Origin of the sequence: Corallococcus carmarthensis (assembly GCF_003611695.1) — a bacterium.
GTDB classification, from domain to species: Bacteria; Myxococcota; Myxococcia; order Myxococcales; family Myxococcaceae; genus Corallococcus; species Corallococcus carmarthensis.
In genome coordinates this window covers 1-14464 of sequence record NZ_RAWE01000242.1, presented here as the reverse complement: position 1 = coordinate 14464, position 14464 = coordinate 1, and the positions used below count along the sequence as shown (strand labels likewise).

Below are 14464 nucleotides of genomic sequence, written 5' to 3'. Positions count from 1 at the left end.
TTGCCGCAGTAGCCGCAGACGTAGTGCGTCTTCGCGGCCTGGGGCGCGAAGGGCGCGTTGCAGTGGGGGCAGCGTGAAGCTCTGGGGACGGGCCGGGCCATGATGGCGGGTCTAGCACTCCGAGCCCACGGGGGCGCTGAAACACGAAAGCCCCCTCCCTCCGCGAAGGGAGGAAGAGGGCTTGCGCGCGCATGCCGGTGTCAGGCGACGACTACGGCACCGTGGCCTTCACGGAGACGCCCGTGAACGCGGAGTAGCCGCGCACGGAGACGTACCAGGTGCCGGCCGCGGGGGCGGTGATGGTGCAGGTCTCCGCGTTGCCGCTGGCGTACGGGCGGCAGTTGTACGCGGTCGTGGTGGGCTGCGAGCCCTGGCGCACGTAGAGGTCCGCGTCGCCCGTGCCGCCGGACTGCTCCACCGTCAGGGTCGTGGAGCCCGCGGGGACGGTGATGGCGAAGTGCGTGAAGGAGCTGGCGGCGCCGGAGAGGTTGGTCTGGCTCAGCAGCGTCTGCGTCGGCTGCTGCGGGGCGTTGATGGTGGTGTTGATCCAACTGGCGAAGGACGACACGCGGCCGTACATGCCCGCGTACGACGCGTCGGCGCAGCCGTAGCCCCAGCTCACGATGCCCGCGAGCACGCGGGTGCTGCCCTTGAGGACGGTGAGGGGACCGCCGCTGTCACCCTGGCAGGAGTCCTTGCCCGGGGCCTTCGCGCCCAGCTGGTCCGCGGTGATGGTCTCCTGACCCTGGTAGTCGGCCTGCGCGGCAGCGTTGCTGATGACGTTCACGTCCACGGTCTGGAGCGTGGTCGGCAGCGAGGAGGAGCCGCTGGACAGCGTGCCCCAGCCGGTGACGCGCGCCACGGCGCCAACGCCGCCCACGCCCGAGGCCTCATCCGCCGCCGTGACGATGGGGATGGCCTTCGCGTTCGCGCCGCTCAGGTCCAGCGGCGAGGACAGCTTGAGGAGCGCCGCGTCCTTGCCGTAGTTCGCGTCCACGTAGCCCGGGTACACGACCACCTGGGACACGGTGCGGACCTGCCCGCCGGTGGTGGTGGTGCGGTTGGTGACGCCCGCCACGATGCGGCCCGGCTTGGAGATGCTGCCGCCCGAGTTCACGCAGTGCTGCGCGGTGAGGATCCAGCTCTCGTTGATGATGGAGCCGCCGCAGAAGTGGCTGCCGCCGCTGCTCTGCAGCGACACCTGCCAGGGGTTCGCCCCGATGGTGGTCGCCGAGCCACCGACGATCTCCTGGGTGGTGGCGGCGGGCGCCGGGGTCTCCGGCTGGGCCTGCTTCTCCTCCGTGGCCTGGGGACCGCAACCGACGACGAGCAGCGACACCGCGCTGGCGGCAGCCCAGCTGCGCACGACCTGACCTGAAATCATGTGAACCTCGCCTTTACGGGAAATGTTGAGGCGCAGGGATTGTGGAGGAATCCGGAACTGAATGTAAACACCCAGGCCCGCAATTTATTGTAACTGGATAACGACAGTGACGAGGTTTCCCGGGCTGCAACAACGTGTCACAGCGTGACGCGCCGCCTGGCCGCGGAGGTCTACCCGGTGACGAAGGTGAAGCCCGGGGACACTTCCAGCCGGTAGCCGGGGTCCTCGAAGACCACGCGGGTGCCGGTGCCTTCGAGCATGTCTCGCACGTGGCTCACGTGGACGCGCAGCGCGTTGTCATGCAGGCGCGGGTCGTAGTCCGCGTTCCACATGGCGCGCACGCAGTCCTCTTTCGACAGGGTGCGTCCCGGCTGGCGGGCCAGGGCGTAGAGCAGCCTTCGTGGCAGGGCACGCCGCTCCAGGGAGACGGTCTTCCCCGGGGCGCGCAGCTCGTGGCGGCGCGCGTCCAGCACCACCTGCTCCCGCGCGGGTGCTTCCGCCGGACGCGCGGCCTCCGGGACGGATGCGAAGGGCCGGGTCAGCTCCGCCATCAGCTCCGGATCCACCCCGCCTTGCGTCGCCGCGCGGGTGGCCTCCTCCAAGGCTTGCGTTGCCTCGTGGGTCCTGCCCGCGTGCCGGTGGAGCGTGGCGCGGGTCAGGTGCGCCAGCGTGCGCTCCAGCGCGAAGTCCTCGCCGCGAGACAGGGGCTCCAGCGCGGTGAGCAGCGCCGTGGCGCGCGGGGCGTCCGCGCTCCGGGCCGCGGCCAGGGCGGCCAGGGCGCGCTGACGGGCGGCGATGCCGGGGCGCACCTCGCGGGGCTCCACCGCGACGGGCGGTGCCTCCGGCCCGGGGACGTCCAACGTGCGCGCCACCCGCGCGGCCCGCATCAGTCCCACCACGCCGCGCGCCCGGACCTCTTCCTCCACCGCGTCCAGCTGGGCCCGGCCTTCCGCGCGCCGGCCCAGCTCCAGCAGCATGCGGCCCGCGCCCACGCGGCAGAGCAGCCGGACGAAGAGGTAGCCGGCCTTCTCCGCGCGCGCTTCTGTCTCCCTCAGCGCCGCGAGCGCCGCGCGCCGCTGTCCTCCCTCCGCGTGCACCCAGGCGGAGATGCAGTCCAGCTCCAGCGCGAGGCGGGGGGCGCCCAGCTGGCCCAGCCGCTCCCGGGCGCTCGCGAGCGCGGCGTCGGCCTCCGTGAAGCGGCCCAGCCGGCTGAGGATGCCCGCGGACATGGCCGCGACCAGCGGGCCTCGCGAGTCGAGCGGCGCGTCCTCCAGCAATGACACGCATTGGGCCAGGGGCTCCGCCAGCTCGCTGTCGCGGCCTTCAATCCAGAGCATCAGCGCGCGGGCATAGGCGCACCAGCCCAGCACGCGCCGGTCCCCGGTCGCGGCGCCGGCGTTGTCCAGCATCGCCAGGGATTCATCCAGCCGCCCCTGGAAGAAGCGCAGCGCGGTCCATGCCAGCAATTGCTGGAGGAAGACCTCCGCGCTGCTCGGCACCGGCATGGACTCCAGCGTGCGCTCACAGGCGTCCGGCTCCAGCGCGAAGAGGGCCACCCGCACCAGCACGGCGCCCACGCCCTCGCGCAGGGATTCGTTCGACTCGGGCGCCGGTGCGCCGGCGGCGGCCTCCAGCGAGGCGCGCAGGGCCAGGAGCTCCGGGTAGGCCCGGCGCAGGTCGAGCAGCCGCACCCGCGCGCGGGCGTGGGCCAGCCGCACCTGGGCCGTGCGCAGCTCGCCGGGCAGCGAGTCCAGCAGGCCCAGGAGCTCGTCCGCGGCGCCGTGGCGCACCAGCGGCTCCGCCTGCGCGACGATGAAGGCCGCGCGCGCCTCGTGCTGGCCGAGCGCCTGGAGGTGACGGCACACCGCGCGCACGCGGACCACGGCGGGCAGGGGTTCGCGCTCCAGCACCGCCAGCAGCCCTTCGTGGGCGGCGCGCGCTTCGTCCGGCGGCAGCAGGGACACCATCGCTTCGCGCACCAGGTCGTGCACGCCGTACCGGCCTCGCGAGTCCGTCTCCACGAGCAGCTTCGCGCCCAGCTGGCGCAGCGCCCTGCCCGCGGCGTTGCCCGCCAGCACCCGCTCCAGCGTGCTCGCGGTGAGCGGCAGCTGGCTCAGGGCCAGCATCGCGGTCAGCCGCCGTTCGTCCGCGGGCAGCGCCGCCAGCGCCGCGCGCACCGGTTCGTCTCCGCCCGTGTCGCCCGCGTGGGCCCGGCGCAGGAGGAAGGGCAGGCCCCTGGAGCGGCCCCAGGCCGCGTCGAAGCCGTCGCGCTCGCCGTAGAGCGCGTCCAGTTCCTCCCACAGCTGGCGCGCGGCCTCCTCCGGCAGTCCCTCCAGCCGCAGCTCCACCCGGTCCGGACTCGCCGCGTGCCGGGGCACCGACTCCCGCGAGGTGGCCAGGAGCGTGCCCTGCCTCAGCCGACCTCCCAGGTCCTCCACCAGGGCCGCGCGCTCCGGGGGCCCGAGCACGTGCAGGTCGTCCAGCACGCACAGGGCGCGGCGCGCCTCCAGCTCGCCCGCGAGCGCCTCCAGCCGGGACGCGTCCGACAGGGCCTGGGCCACGGGCGCTTCACTCAGCAGGCGGCGCACGTCGTCCACCACCGTGTCCAGCGTGTCCCCGGGGCGCACGCGCCGGTGCACGACGGGCCCCCGGTGCTTCGCGGCCACCGCCGCCACCAGCGCGGACTTGCCCGCCCCGGGCAGCCCGTAGACGACCCCGGTGTGCACGCGCCGCAGCATGTCCCCCAGCCGCCGTACCTCCTGGGCGCGGCCCACGAAGACAGCTGGCGGTCCCAGCCCCGGAGCGGATGGCGTGCGCATGGCGCCCGCATTCTAGGGCCACCGGGCCCCGTCCGGCAGGGCCTCACGGGAAGGTGACCTCAGGTGTCGTCCAGGCTGAGCGCGCGCAGGTGGCTGACGTCCCCCCAGGTCACCATCCGGAGCGCCCCCTGGTGGAGGTCGAACTGGTTCCAGCCCGCGTTGAGGACGGAGAAGGAGCGCGGCGCGTGGGCCGGGATGCCCAGGCAGTGGCGCAGGAGCGCGCTGAGCACGCCGCCGTGGGTCACCACCACGACGCGGGCCTCCGGGTGGCGCGCGCCCAGCTCCTCCAGGCAGTGAAGCGCCAGCCGCAGGCGCTGCGACGCGCTCTCGCCTTCGGGCACCACGTAGTCGGCGTGGCCCTCCGTGTACGCGGAGAAGACCTCCGGATGGCGCTGGCCGGCCTCCGCGCGCGTCAGCCCTTCCAGCACGCCCAGCCCGCGCTCCCGCAGGCGCGCGTCCCGCTGGAGGCCGTGGCCCGTCCTCGCCGCGATGCGGGACGCCGTCTGCACCGCGCGGTCCAGGTCGCTGCTGTAGAGGGCCTGGAAGGGCAGGGGGGCCAGGCGCGCCGCGAGCGCCTCCGCCTGCCGCAGCCCTTCGCGGCTCAGCGTGCTGTTCAGGTGCCCCTGCAGGCGCCCCAGGGCGTTCCACTCCGTCTCCCCGTGCCGGAGCAGGATGAATTCGGTCGTCATGGCCGCGAGCGTGGCGGGCGCGCCGCGGGGGAGCAAGGCGCGCGGAGTGTCAGCCCGCGGGCGCGGCCATCGCGCCACGGCCGCGCCTGTTCCTTCCAGCGGGGGGCGTGTCACCTCGTTGAAACATCGCCGCCGCTGGCACGGCGGGCCGCGGACACCCGGCGCCTGGAGGCCGTGGGGATGTCTGTGTTTTCACCCCGGGGGGCAGGGCTTTTGCCCAATGCCTCGCAGCTCCCCGGGAATCAGGTCGGACAGCACTCCTGGACGGCTTTAGCACCACTGGACGCGCGTCCACCTTCTCCGCGATTCCGAGCTAGGGCGTGTCTTCCTGATTACGCGGTTGGGAGGACGGCGGATTTTCCGTGGACGCCGGGCCGGGAGGGGGAGACTTCAATGAAACACGGTCAGAATCTGGAAGCGATGAGCCTGGATGCGGGGCCGCGGGAGGCCTCGGAGAGTGCCCCGCGAAGGGCCCACCGCTTCGGCTGGCTGCGGATGCTGGGTGTGGACGCGGTCCTCATCGCCTGCTCGCTGCTCTTCGCCACGATGCTGCACTTCGCTGACGGCCTGTCGCCGGCGTGCCGGGAGGTGCTGCCCCGCGCCGTGGCGCTGCTGGTCGCGGTGCGCCTGGTGACGCTCGTCTGGCTGGGTCTGCACCGCTGGTCCTTCCACCGCTCCGGCATCCACGAGGCGGTCCGGCTGGAGCTGGCAAGCCTGGCGGGCACCATCGTGTTCGAACTGCTGCGCTCCATCTTCTTCATGGATGCGCTGCCGGGGCAGGTGGTCGCGCTGGAGTTCTTCGTCACCACCACGCTGCTGGGCTTCCACCGCTTCGCCCCGCGCATGGCGCGGCAGTGGTACCTGGACCAGCGCCGCGCCCGGGCCGAGGGTTCCCAGCGCACCCTCATCGTGGGCGCGGGCAGCGCGGGCGACCTGCTGCTGCGCGACCTCTTGCGCGACCGCAAGAGCCCGTGGCACGTCATCGGTCTGGTGGATGACGACCCCGGCAAGCAGGGCACCTTCCTCAACGGCAAGCCGGTGCTCGGCGTGCTGGACGCGCTGCCGGAGGTGATGAAGAAGCACCGGGTGACGCAGGTGCTCATCGCCATTCCGCGGCTGTCCCCGGAGCGCACGCGGCACCTCTTGAGCCTGTGCCGGCACCAGAGCGTCAGCTTCAAGATCATCCCGGCCTCGTTCGCCTACCTGGACCAGAAGATCACCGCCGCCATGCTGCACGACCTGTCCCCGGAGCACCTGCTGCCCCGGGACGCCATCGCCTTCGACCACGACGAGGTGCACCGGCTGGTGACGGGCCGCCGCATCCTGGTCACCGGCGGCGCGGGCTCCATCGGCAGTGAAATCGTCCGGCAGGTCGCGGGGCACTCGCCTTCGTCGCTGGTGGTGGTGGACATCAACGAGAACGAGCTCTACCTGCTGGTGCGCCAGCTGCAGTCGCGCTACCCGAACGTGCCGGTGCACTCCGTGGTGGCGGACATCCGCGACCTGGACCGGATGATGCGCATTGGCCAGGAGTTCGCGCCGCAGTACGTCTTCCACGCCGCCGCGCACAAGCACGTGCCCCTGATGGAGGACGCTCCGGAGGAGGCCATCAAGAACAACGTCTTCGGCACGCAGAACGTGGCGCGCATGGCGGACGCCTGCGGCGCCGAGCGCTTCATCCTCATCTCCACCGACAAGGCCGTGAAGCCCTCGTCGGTGATGGGCGCCTCCAAGCGGCTGGCGGAGATGGTCATCCGCGACATCGCCGTGTCGTCGCGCACCACGTTCTGCGCCGTCCGCTTCGGCAACGTGCTGGGGTCCGCGGGCAGCGTGGTGCCCCTCTTCAAGCAGCAGATTTCCGCGGGCGGCCCCGTCACCGTCACGCACCCGGACTGCACCCGCTACTTCATGATCATCCCGGAGGCGGTGGGCCTGGTGGTGCTGGCCGGCCTGGGCGGCTACGGTGAGCTGTGCATCCTGGACATGGGAGAGCCGGTCCGCATCGCGGAGCTGGCCGCGAACATGATCACCATGACGGGCCTGGTGCCGGACAAGGACATCTCCATCGTCTACACGGGGCTTCGCCCGGGGGAGAAGCTGGAGGAGGTGCTCATGTCCGAGGAGGAGGAGCTCTCCCATCAGGTGCGCAACCGCATCAAGGTGGCCCGCAGCCCCGCGCCGCCCGCGGACTTCCTGCTCCAGCTCAAGCGCCTGGACCGCGCGGCCCGCGCCGGTGACGCCAGCGACGTGAAGCGCGCCCTCCAGGACCTCATTCCCGCGTACACGCCGTCGAAGCCCCCGGGCCCCGTGGCGAAGGTGCTGCCCGCCTTCGCTCCGGTGAAGGCGCCCGTCGCGGAGAAGAACGTCAGCGCCTGACCCCACGCGGCCCCGGCCGTTTTCATGAGGCCCCGGTCTCCCGTGCGCTTTGAGCGCGGGAGGCCGGGGCTTCGTCATGGGCGGTGCGGCGCGCGGTAGGCCGGAAAGAAGCCGCCGCCGGAGTGGTGGCCTTCCGCCAGCGCGGCGTACGCGGCCGTGTCGCAGATGATTTCATGCGTGTGGATGCGCCCGCTGGCGTTGGCGAAGCCGCGCTTGAAGTCCTCCAGGCCGTCCCCCGGCTGAAGCCCGCCCCCCAGGTGGAGGGGAAGCTCCAGCCGGGTGCACAGGTCGATCATCTCGCCGAAGACGTTCTTCGCGGGTGAGCGCGCCAGGTGCGCATCCGCCGTTCCGCCCAGGTAGTAGTGCAGCAGCCCGTCGCTGCGGACGACCACGGCCGAGGACGCGACGCTCCCATCCGGCGCGCGCGCCGTCGCGAGCCAGGCCTCCGGGGACGCGAACAGCTCCTCGAAGTACGCGTCGGAGAAGAAGTACCGGTGGCACGCCTGGTCCCGCACCATGGTCTGCCGGTACACGTCCCGGAACCCCTCGCGCTCCTCGGGCGGCGCGTCCCGGGCCGCACGCACGGTGCTCACGAAGCCCAGCCGGACATTTCGCCGCATGTGACGGCGATGCATCTCCCGCAGTGTGAGCGGGCGGCACGGGTCCACGAAAAAGACCTCATTTCGCGCCGTACCTCCCGAGAAGCAGTGCGGTCCCTGGACTCGCTCCCTCACGAAAATGCTGACCAGTTCGGTGCCTCGCCAATCCACGGCATGTGCTGGCACCTCGCTCCATCCGTCCGTCACGCCGCCCGGAAATCCATACGGAGAAATGGCGTCGCGGTACGAAGTTCCCTCAATCGCTCGCACGATGAGTGGGATCCGCAACGCCCTGCCTGTATCGGTTTCTTCGACGACCAGCGTATGGGTGACCTGCTCGGCGCGCAGATGGTTTTCGGAGCGGAAGTACTGCCCGGACAGCGCCGAGGCGCCCGCGTCGGGAACCAGCATGGCGCTCGCCTGCCCTGTCCTTGTCATACGCCCCCACCCTGACGCCGCCCATACCGGCTCAGGCGGACAGGCCCATGTGGCCCTGGACTGACCACTCACTGTCAGTCGTGATGTTTTTTTTGTCTAATCACAAAGGAATTCAAGAGGCCCCCAAATGCTTCTGGCGACCTGTGAACGCACTCCGGCGTTCCCACAACAGGGTAGCCGACCGTGGTGTTTACGGGAGCTGCCCTACAGGACCCCCCTGATGTTGGAACTTCGTCGTCGCAACACGTCTGGTCGTGCCCTGTCGTCCCTGTTGTCGCTGAGCCTGCTGGTGGGTGGTGCGTGTGGCCCCCAACCCGAGCAGGACACCGCCAGCACGGCCAGCCCCAACGGAGACAACACCCCCGGAAGCACCGAAGTCGCCACCCCTGGTCCGGACTCGCTCGCTCCCTCTTCCCCCGAAGAGAACACGGCGGTTCCTGGCGAGCCGGAGGCCGAGGCGGCTCCCTCCACTCCGGAGGCGGACGCCCCCGCGGTCGCGGAAGCGCCTGCCTCCGCCGAGGAGAGCCTCGGCACGACCGCCCAGGCGGCCGTCAGCCTGCGCACCGTCGCCGGCTGGGAGACGCTCTTCCTGAACCGCTGGAACTCGGAGCACACCTCCAGCTTCCTCCCCAAGAGCAACTCCCTGGACAGCTGGCAGTTCTACGACCTGTCCTACGGCATCGACGGCAACACCGCGATGTACCGCGCCACCGGTAAGACGCAGTACATGGACCGGGCTTTGCTGTATGTGAACAACATGGTCAACCACGCGAAGACGTCGTCTTCGCTGCCCAAGAGCCAGTTCAAGGACAGCTACCTGGGCTGGGCGTCGGCCCGCTCGGACACGCTGGGCCAGGAAGTCCCCCTGTTTGAAAGCTACTGCTGGCGTTATGTGACGCGCATGCTGCGCACCATCCGTGAGACGCCCGCGCTCTACAACAACAGCACGTACAAGACGCAGTACGACAAGCTGCTGGCGTTCACCGAACGGAACATGTTCGAGAAGTGGAACAAGCGCGGCGCGAACAGCTACCTCTATCGCGTCAATACGCACATGGCGTCGCACTGGGCGTACATCGCCATGGACCTGTCGCTCATGACGACGGACGCCACGAAGAAGGCCACCTACCTGACCGTCTTCAACAACATCAACCGTGACATGCCCAACAACACCTCGTCGCTGCGCGGCCAGCTGATGACCAGCCCGGTGAACGCCAATGCGTACTTCTGGGCGGCCGAGTGGGCCTCCAAGAAGCGCCCCGGCCAGGACGTGGCGCACGGCAACGGCGTGATGGCCTACCTGGTGGAAGCCCACGACGCGGGCATGGAGTGGACGGACGCGGACATGCGCAAGTTCGTGGTCACCCTGAACAACGTCATCTGGCCGTCCGCCAAGAAGTACAGCATGTACGTGGACGGCACGGGCACCGGCACGGGCTGGTTCAATGACGGCCTGATGAAGCTGGGCCGCTACAACGCCGCCCTCCAGCAGCGCCTGGAGACCCACTCCGTGGGCCAGAACACCCAGTTCTACGGCAACGCCGCGCTCAACGCGAAGCTGCTGGGCGCGGGTTCGGCGCTGTAACAAGTTCCACAATGCGGACAAACACCCCCTCCTCCCGCCCGAGCGCGCGGGAGGAGGGAGTGTGCGAACGCTCCAGGCAATGCCGGGGTCAGGATGCCCGGTCTTGCCTGGAGTTTTTCGCATGTCCTCCCGCATCTACCTGTCCTCGCCCCACATGGGCACGCTCGAGCGCGGCTATGTCGACGACGCGTTCCAAAGCAATTGGATTGCCCCCCTGGGGCCCCACGTCGATGCCTTCCAGGAGGAGTTCGCCCGCTGCGTGGGGACGCCCCACGCGCTGGCGCTGAGCTCCGGCACGGCCGCGCTCCACCTGGCGCTCCAGCTGGTGGGCGTGGGGCCCGGCGACGACGTGCTGGTGAGCACGCTCACCTTCTCCGCGTCGGTGAACCCCATCCGCTACCTGGGCGCGTCTCCCGTCTTCATCGACAGTGAGCGCACGTCCTGGAACATGGACCCCGCGCTGCTGGAGGAGGAGCTGTCCATGCGCGCCCGGGTGGGGCGGCTGCCCCGCGCCGTGGTGGTGGTGCACCTGTATGGCCAGAGCGCGGACCTGGATCCCATCATGGCCACCTGTGACCGCTACGGCGTGCCCGTGGTGGAGGACGCCGCGGAGGCCCTGGGCAGCACCTACAAGGGGCGGGCCCCCGGCACGCTGGGCCGCGTGGGCATCTATTCGTTCAATGGCAATAAAATCCTCACCACGTCCGGCGGCGGGATGCTGGTGTCCGCGGACGGTGAGCTGGTGCAGCACGCGCTCAAGCTGGCCACGCAGGCGCGGGACACGGCGCCGCACTACCAGCACTCTGAAGTTGGCTACAACTACCGGCTCAGCAACGTGCTGGCCGCCATCGGGCGGGGGCAGCTGCACGTGCTGGAGGACCGGGTGGCCGCGCGCCGCGCGAACCACGCCTTCTACGTGGAGGCCTTCCGGGACCTGCCGGGCATCGACTTCATGCCCGAGGCCCCGTGGGGCCGTCACACGCGCTGGCTGACCACCGTCACCATCCACCCGGAGGCGTTCGGCGCGGACCGGGAGGCGGTGCGCACCGCGCTGGAGCGGGAGAACATCGAGGCGCGGCCGGTGTGGAAGCCCATGCACCTGCAGCCCGTCTTCGCGAACTTCGAACGGCGGCGGGGTGGCGTGGCGGAAGACCTGTTCCGCCACGGCCTGTGTCTGCCGTCCGGCTCCAACCTCACGCCCCGGGAGCTCGAGCGGGTGGTGGAGGTGGTCCGCGCCGTTCCCCGGAGGCAGGGGCTGCGGACGGCGGGCTGACGGCGCCGGACTCCTGCTGCCGGAGCGGCACGACGTTGGACTCCGGCGGCGGGCTGCCCATGAACTTGTTCATCGTGGCCTCGCTCGCGAAGGAGATGCCCTGGCGCTGCAGCACGCGCACCACCGTCAGCGCCAGCACCTTCGCGTCCAGCGCCAGGCTCCAGTGGTCCACGTACCAGACGTCCAGCCGGAAGCGTTCGTCCCAGCTGAGCGCGTTGCGGCCGTTGATCTGCGCCCAGCCGGTGACGCCGGGCAGCACGTCGTGGCGCCGCGCCTGCTCCGCGGAGTAGCGCGGCAGGTACTCCACCAGCAGCGGGCGCGGGCCCACGAGGCTCATGTCGCCCCGGAGCACGTTCCACAGCTGGGGCAGCTCATCCATGCTGGTGGAGCGCAAGAGCCGCCCGGCCCAGGTGAGGCGCTGCTCGTCCGGCAGCACCTGACCGTTCGCGTCCGTGGCGTCCAGCATGGTGCGGAACTTGAGGACGGTGAAGAGCTTTCCCTTGCGGCCCGGCCGGCGCTGCCGGAAGAGGACGGGGCTGCCCATCGTCATCCGGACGAACAGTCCCGTGGCGGCCATCACCGGCGAAAGGCATAGCAGGCCCACCCCCGCCGCCATCACGTCGAAGCACCGTTTGAGGAACAGCCCGGTTCCTGCCTGTCTTTGCATGGTGACGTCGCTCCTTGAAACCGGAAAGACTAGAAATTCTCCCGGTTCGCCACCACGGCCCCAAGGACTCAGCCTGCTGTTGGTTCCCGTGCATCCACGGGCGCGAGGGTCCGGGGGGCTTGCACGGGCTCCGGGGCCGTCAGCCGCCGCCAGACGCGCAAGGTCAGCCAGGCGCTGCACACGAGCTCCGACACCCAGCCCAACGCCAGCGCCCACGCGGCCCCCACCGGCCCCACCCGAGGCACCCACACGGCGCTGGCCAGCGCGACCACGGTCACGGAGACGACGAGCAGCACCACCTGGCCCTTCAGCTCGCGCGCCGCGGTGAGGCCCACCGCGAGGCTCAAGCAGACGTACTCCAGCGCCGCGGCCCCCATCAGCCAGACGAACAGCTCGAGGTTCCCGGCGTAGGCGGGCCCGTAGAAGAGCGTCAGCGCCCACCGGCCGAACAGCGCGGAGCCGGCGATGGCGCACAGGCCCACCCCCGCGGACGCGGCCGTGAAGCCCGCCAGCGTCCTGCCGTAGCGGCGCGCCTCGCCCGCCGCGTGGTAGCGCCCCAGCCGGGGGCTCACCGCCTGCCCCAGCGAGTGCACCACCCGGCCGCCCAGCGCGGCGAAGTACGCGAGCGCGGCGTACATGCCCAGCTCCGCCTGGCCCGCGTGCGCCTCCAGCAGGTAGCGGGGGATGTTGGGCCGGAGCGCTCCCAGGAGCGCGGTGAGGCCCAGCACCCAGCACAGCAGGAAGAGGGCCTTGAGCCGTACGCCTTCCGTCCGCCACGGCGTGCGCCACAGGGTGCTCCAGGGACGCACGCCGGGGAACTCGCGCCGGAGCGCCTTCGCGTCGAAGACGCACAGGACGATGGCCCACGCGAACGCCATGGCCGCCGCCCCGGCGATGGGGCTGTGCGTGAGCCACAGCGCCAGCGGCACCAGCACCACGGACAGCACGCTCTTGGCGATGGTGGACCGGGCGATGAGCCCCAGCCGCTCCGCCTTCTGGAGCGCGCCGTAGAAGACCTCGCTCACCGCCTCGAAGCCCTTGGCCAGCGCCACGAACGCGATGACCCAGCCCGCGTGGACGGAGTCCGCGAGCACCGTGGCGATGGCGCAGCACACCGCCACGCCGGCGACGACGTTGAGCACCATCAGGCCCAGGTAGTGCTGGAAGCCGAAGGCGCCCCGGGCGTCGGTGGCCTGGAGCGTGCGCAGCTGCATGCGCGCCATCAGCAGCACCGGGGCGGTGATGGCCAGGGCGAGCGCGAACTCGCCCACCTCTTCCATGGTGGCCAGCCGCGCGAAGGCCACCAGGACGCCCCACTGCGCGAGGGCGTAGAAGAGCCCGGCGGAGAGCGACCAGATGAAGTTGCTCCCCACCGAGCGTCCCTTCATGACCGGGCCGCCGCGCGCTGCAACACCTCTGAGAGCCGCTTCGCCGCGATGTCCGCGGAGTAGCGCTCCCGGCCCAGCTTCCCGGCCAGCGCGCCCGCCTCCGCCAGCCAGCGCGGGTCGCGCAGCCGGCGCGCCAGCATGGCCGCCGCGGCGGGGACGTCCTTGGGCGGCAGGCGCAGGCCGAAGGGCTCCTTGTCCAGCAGCTCCGCCTGCCAGCCGGCGTAGTTGAGCGCCAGCGGCCGGCCCGCCGCGAGCGCGTCGAAGAACTTGTTGGCGGAGTTGTCCTGCATGCCCGGCACGTCCGTGAAGAGCGACGTGGCGATGGTGGCCGCGCTCAGCACCGCGGGCACCTGCGCCTTGGGCACGCTGGGCAGGAAGAAGAGGTTCTGGTCCCGCACGCCCAGCCGCTCCGCCAGCGCGTGCAGCAGGGCCTCTTCACGGCCCTTGCCCATGATGACGAAGCGGACCTCCGGATCCAGCTTGCGCATCTCCGCGGCCACCCGCACCAGGTACTCCACGCCGTTCACCAGCCCCAGCGTGCCCGCGTACAGCACCATGGGCCGGTCCCCCAGCCACGCGTACTTCTGCCGGAACTCCTGGCCCGCGGACGCCGGCACCTGGAAGCGCTCCGGGTCGCAGAGGTTGGGGATGATGGTGATCTTCTCCGGCGGCACGCCCGCCGCCTCCACGCCCGCCTTCATGCCCGGCGACAGCGCGACGATGTGCTCCGCGCCCGCGTAGGCGGCCTTCTCCAAGAGCTGCGCGGCCAGGATGGCGGAGCGGCTCTTGAGCGCGCCCACCGCGATGGGGATGGCGGGCCACAGGTCGCGCACCTCGAAGACCATGGGCCGCCTGTTCCAGCGCGACGCGGCGATGCCCGGCACCGCGATGGTGAGCGGCGTGCTGGTGGCGAAGAAGACGTCCGCGGGCAGCTGCGCTGCGCGGCGCGTGGAGTTGACCGCGAAGTGGCTGAAGGCCCGGATGCGGTCCGGGTAGCTCATGGCGTTGCTGTAGGGCACCGGCAGCCAGTGCACCTGGATGCCGCTCTCGTTGGACTCGCGCCACCCCTTGCCCGGGCTGGCGTCCGTGCGGGTGTCGGAAGTCACCATGTGGACCTCGTGGCCCATGGAGACCAGGCGCCGCGCGAGTTCGTAGGAGCGCGTGCCCCCGTGCATGGTGGGGGTGTTGAAGTACTGGTGCAGGTAGACGATGCGCATGTCAGGCAGCTCCTGGGGTGAATGAGGGG

10 protein-coding genes are annotated in these 14464 nt (G+C 71.0%); 3 read left to right on the top strand and 7 right to left on the bottom strand.

The window, feature by feature from the left end; translation table 11 throughout:
* Positions 1-211 precede the first annotated feature (211 nt).
* From D7X32_RS37995 to D7X32_RS37985, 3 genes are all read right to left on the bottom strand, one after another.
* The gene (locus tag D7X32_RS37995) at positions 212-1384 is read right to left on the bottom strand and encodes a trypsin-like serine protease (RefSeq protein ID WP_120607418.1); all 1173 of its coding nucleotides are present in this window, start codon (positions 1382-1384) and stop codon (positions 212-214) included.
* Between the two features lie 170 nt (positions 1385-1554).
* Positions 1555-4203, bottom strand: coding sequence for a winged helix-turn-helix domain-containing protein (locus tag D7X32_RS37990; RefSeq protein WP_147450428.1), 2649 nt, complete (start codon positions 4201-4203; stop codon positions 1555-1557).
* Positions 4204-4262: 59 nt separating this feature from the next.
* The gene (locus D7X32_RS37985) at positions 4263-4892 is read right to left on the bottom strand and encodes a histidine phosphatase family protein (protein ID WP_120607419.1); all 630 of its coding nucleotides are present in this window, start codon (positions 4890-4892) and stop codon (positions 4263-4265) included.
* A gap of 393 nt (positions 4893-5285) precedes the next feature.
* Between D7X32_RS37985 and D7X32_RS37980 the strand changes: the two genes are divergently transcribed.
* A complete protein-coding gene (locus tag D7X32_RS37980) occupies positions 5286-7268 on the top strand; it encodes a polysaccharide biosynthesis protein (RefSeq protein ID WP_120607416.1) in 1983 nt (660 codons plus the stop codon).
* 74 nt (positions 7269-7342) lie between these two features.
* Here the strand turns inward: D7X32_RS37980 and D7X32_RS47200 are convergent, their stop codons facing one another.
* On the bottom strand, positions 7343-7903 hold the full coding sequence (locus tag D7X32_RS47200) for a GNAT family N-acetyltransferase (protein ID WP_279635653.1): 561 nt from the start codon (positions 7901-7903) through the stop codon (positions 7343-7345).
* 622 nt (positions 7904-8525) lie between these two features.
* Between D7X32_RS47200 and D7X32_RS37970 the strand changes: the two genes are divergently transcribed.
* Positions 8526-9890 (top strand): hypothetical protein, encoded by a 1365-nt coding sequence (locus D7X32_RS37970; RefSeq protein ID WP_120607414.1) that lies wholly within the window; start codon positions 8526-8528, stop codon positions 9888-9890.
* A 121-nt stretch (positions 9891-10011) separates the two neighbouring features.
* Positions 10012-11163, top strand: coding sequence for a DegT/DnrJ/EryC1/StrS family aminotransferase (locus tag D7X32_RS37965; RefSeq protein WP_120607413.1), 1152 nt, complete (start codon positions 10012-10014; stop codon positions 11161-11163).
* Here the strand turns inward: D7X32_RS37965 and D7X32_RS37960 are convergent.
* The 3 genes from D7X32_RS37960 to D7X32_RS37950 all read right to left on the bottom strand — a co-directional run.
* Positions 11084-11830, bottom strand: coding sequence for a sugar transferase (locus D7X32_RS37960; RefSeq protein ID WP_120607412.1), 747 nt, complete (start codon positions 11828-11830; stop codon positions 11084-11086). The genes D7X32_RS37965 and D7X32_RS37960 overlap by 80 nt on opposite strands.
* A gap of 68 nt (positions 11831-11898) precedes the next feature.
* The gene (locus D7X32_RS37955; protein ID WP_120607411.1) at positions 11899-13218 is read right to left on the bottom strand and encodes a lipopolysaccharide biosynthesis protein; all 1320 of its coding nucleotides are present in this window, start codon (positions 13216-13218) and stop codon (positions 11899-11901) included.
* Positions 13215-14464: glycosyltransferase family 4 protein (locus D7X32_RS37950; protein WP_244239412.1), on the bottom strand; the 1250-nt coding region annotated here is incomplete at its 5' end. The genes D7X32_RS37950 and D7X32_RS37955, both read right to left, overlap by 4 nt.